Genomic DNA, 3,149 nt, shown 5'->3' with positions numbered 1-3,149 from the left:
CCCTGGCTGCGGACCGCCGGGCTCACCGGGCCGGGGCCTGCTCCCGGGGCAGCCGCCAGACCAGTTCCTCCCCGGTCTCGGCCGGGGCGAGCGCCTCCGCCGGGCGGCGCAGGTACTCGGTGAAGCCGAGGCGGGCCGGGACGGCGCCGCTGGCCCGGTTGGCCGGGTCGTGGACGATCTCGACGTACTCCACCCCGGGGAGACGGAAGGCCTCACCGGCCAGGGCCCGCACGCTCCGGGTGGCCAGCCCGCGCCCGGTGGCGGCGGGGTGCAGCCAGTAGCCGATCTCTCGGACCCCGGCCGGGGTGTCCTCGCGCCGGAACAGCCCGCAGGCGCCGACGATCGCGCCGTCGAGAACGATCGCGTACGTGAAGTCCTGCCCGCTCGCCCAGAGTTCCGCCCGGCCGGTGAGGAACTCGGCGGTCTTGGCCCGGCTGTGCTCGGCCACCCAGGGCATCCAGGGCCGCAAGTGCTCCAACGACTCCTCGATGACCGCGAAGAACTCGGACAGGTCCGACTCGCCGTCGAAGCGGCGAAGGACGGCCCCGTCCATGGCGATGACGTGCTGGGGATGGTTCATGGCAGGAGGATGGTCCGTACACCCTCTGCCCGGCAAAGGATTTTGTCGCGGAGCCGGACGCGGCTCAGCCCCGGCCGGCACCGGCGCGGCCGACCGGGGTGCGCCGCTGCAGCAGGACGGCCGCCTCGCGGTCGGTGACCTCGTGGAACTCGCCGTACCAGGGCCCGGCGGCGTGCGCGTAGCGGGGCAGATGGAGGCAGACCACCGCGTCCACGTCCCGGCGCAGGTCGGCCGCGATCCGGGCGTCGCAGACCGGCGCCGCGAGGATCAGCCGCGCCGGGTGGTCGGCGGCGAGGGCGTGGACGGCCGCCCGGGCGGTGAGGGCGTCGGTCAGGCCGTCGGAAACCAGGACGACGGTGCGCCCGTCCAACGGCAGCCGGTCCCGGCCCGGGCGGTAGAGCGCCTCGCGGCGGTGGACCTCCACCCGCTCCCGCTTGACGCTCGCGCCCAGCTCGGCCGCGGTGACGCCGAGGTTCCTCAGGGTGTGCCGGTCGACCAGCGGCGCGTCGCCGTCGGCGATCGCGCCGATCGGGCGGTCGTGGCCGCGGACGGCCAGTGACCGGACCACCGTGGCGTCGAGCGGGGCGTCCAGGGCCTCGGCGACCTCCGCCGCCACCGGCAGCCCGCCGGGGGCGAGCCCGAGAACCACCACCCCGGTACCGGCCCGCCCGCTCAGCAGCGGGGCGAGCCTGCGGGCCAGCTGGTGTCCGGCGGTGCTGCGGTCGAGGAATCTCACGGGTCCGTCCTTGTTCTCCTGCGTTCGTGCCCCTGCCGGGCCCCGGGGCGGCAGGAACCGGCGAGCGTCCCGCGGCCCCGCCACCAAGGCGACTTCCCCGCCACGGCGGGCTCTAACGTCCTCGCGCGAAACGTCTGCGCGCGAAACGTCCGCGCGCGCCGGCCCGCGCGGGCGGCCCGGGACGTGCTCCCGGGCCGGCGGCGGTACGTGTGTCCCGGCCGGGTTCGGGCAGACGCGGGGCATGGACGACCGACGGACGGTGCTCCCGCCCGCACCCGGGATACTCGCGGGTACGGCCGTCCGCGCGGCCCGGCACGGCGCGCGCGATGATGGTCGGGACGGCGCCCCGCCGTCCCCACCGGACCGGGAGCGAGCCATGCCACGGCCATCCGAGCAACCCTGCGAACCCACCGGGGAGCACGAGTCCGGCGGCCTGTGGGTCGAGGTCGGGGACCGGGGGCCGGTACGGATCGTCACCGTCACCGGGGAGCTGGACCACGACACCGCGGACGACCTGCGGACCGCCCTCGCCCGGCCGCCGTCGGCGTCCGGCATCGAGCGGATCGTCGTCGACCTCGCCGGCCTGCGGTTCTGCGACTCGACCGGGTTGAACGTCCTGCTGCGCGCCCGGCTGGACGCCGAGGGGGACGGGGTGCGGCTGGAGCTGGCGGGCGCCGGCCCGCTGGTGGTGCGACTGCTCGCGATCACCGGGGCCGACGGCGTGCTGCGGGTCCACCCCGACCTCCGCACGGCGCTGGAGGCGCCCGGCGAGGGCCCGGCCGGGCCGGCCGCACCGCCCGAGCCGAGGTGAGGAGGCAGACCGTGGACCGCCCCGGGAACGGTGGGCCGCCGAGTCGGGAGCAGAGCAGGCGGCTGGCGCTGGAGGGCAGCGCCGGCGCGGTGCAGCGCAGCCGGGAGTTCAGCCGGCGGGCGCTGGTGTCCTGGCAGTGGCTGCCGGCCCCCGACGAGGACCGGCGGGCCGCGGCCGAGGACGTCCTGCTGATGGTCTCCGAACTGGTCACCAACGCCTGCCTGCACGCCCCCGGCGGCCCGCGCGAGCTGCGGCTCCACTGGGACGGCGCCCGGCTGCGGGTGGAGGTCGCGGACGCCAGTCCCGTCCCGCCGCGGCTGCGCCCCTTCGCCGGTGCGGGGCGGCCGGGCGGGCACGGGCTGCGGGTGGTGGACCGGCTCGCCGACGCCTGGGGATCCCGGCCCGAGGACGGCGGGAAGCTGGTCTGGCTGGAGGTGCCGCGCCCGCCGGCCCTGACGACGGCCGGGGCGGGCGGGGCGCCCGGGGAGCCGCAGCGGCCCGGCTGATCGCGGCCCGTCCCCGCCCGGGGGTTTCCGGCGTTCCGCAGCGGACAGCCGCAGGGGTGTGAGCGCCGGCATCGACCGAGCCCGGTCCTCACCGAGCGAGAGGAGCGCGGAGCCATGACGCAGCGCCCGCCGAAGTCCGGGGACCCGGCCGTCGACCGGGCCGAGGGGCTCAGCATCGAGGTCCGGCCGTGGGCCCTGGGCACCGTCCTGGTGCTGGTCGGCGAGCTCGACCTCGACTCCAGCGGGGACCTGCGGGCCGCGCTCGACCGGGCTTTCGCCGAGCCGGCCGGCGTGGTCGTGGTGGACTGCGCCGGACTGGAGTTCTGCGACTCCACCGGGCTCAACGCCCTGCTGCGGGCCAAGGCCCGGGCGGCGGTGGACGGCAGCCGGATCGAGCTGGCCCGGCCCCGGCCGCTGATCCTGCGGATGCTCGAACTCACCGGCGCCACCGACGCCTTTCCGATCCGCGAGACCGTGCCGGGCTGAGGCCGGTGGGGCCGCTGGGGCCTGCCGCCC

5 protein-coding genes are annotated in these 3,149 nt (G+C 77.4%); 3 read left to right on the top strand and 2 right to left on the bottom strand.

The features are described 5' to 3' along the window. Window positions 1-22 precede the first annotated feature (22 nt). Both ACIQOV_RS34490 and ACIQOV_RS34485 read right to left on the bottom strand, forming a co-directional pair. A complete protein-coding gene (locus ACIQOV_RS34490) occupies window positions 23-580 on the bottom strand; it encodes a GNAT family N-acetyltransferase (protein WP_401054778.1) in 558 nt (185 codons plus the stop codon). Between the two features lie 64 nt (window positions 581-644). Further along, entirely contained in the window at window positions 645-1,316 is a 672-nt protein-coding gene (locus ACIQOV_RS34485; protein WP_401054776.1) for a phosphoribosyltransferase, read from the bottom strand. A gap of 376 nt (window positions 1,317-1,692) precedes the next feature. Between ACIQOV_RS34485 and ACIQOV_RS34480 the strand changes: the two genes are divergently transcribed. The 3 genes from ACIQOV_RS34480 (at window position 1,693) to ACIQOV_RS34470 (ending at window position 3,119) form a co-directional block, all read left to right on the top strand. After that, complete coding sequence (locus ACIQOV_RS34480) at window positions 1,693-2,127, top strand: STAS domain-containing protein (RefSeq protein WP_401054774.1); 435 nt, start codon at window positions 1,693-1,695, stop codon at window positions 2,125-2,127. A gap of 11 nt (window positions 2,128-2,138) precedes the next feature. Beyond that, window positions 2,139-2,633, top strand: a complete 495-nt coding sequence (locus ACIQOV_RS34475) for an ATP-binding protein (protein WP_401054772.1) — start codon at window positions 2,139-2,141, stop codon at window positions 2,631-2,633. A gap of 114 nt (window positions 2,634-2,747) precedes the next feature. Beyond that, window positions 2,748-3,119: an STAS domain-containing protein gene (locus tag ACIQOV_RS34470; protein WP_401054770.1), complete on the top strand. Its 372-nt coding sequence runs from the start codon at window positions 2,748-2,750 to the stop codon at window positions 3,117-3,119. Window positions 3,120-3,149: the final 30 nt, after the last annotated feature.

The organism is Kitasatospora sp. NPDC091257 (assembly GCF_044757675.1).
GTDB classification, from domain to species: domain Bacteria; phylum Actinomycetota; class Actinomycetes; order Streptomycetales; family Streptomycetaceae; genus Kitasatospora; species Kitasatospora lactacystinica.
This window is presented reverse-complemented; position numbering and strand designations above follow the sequence as displayed.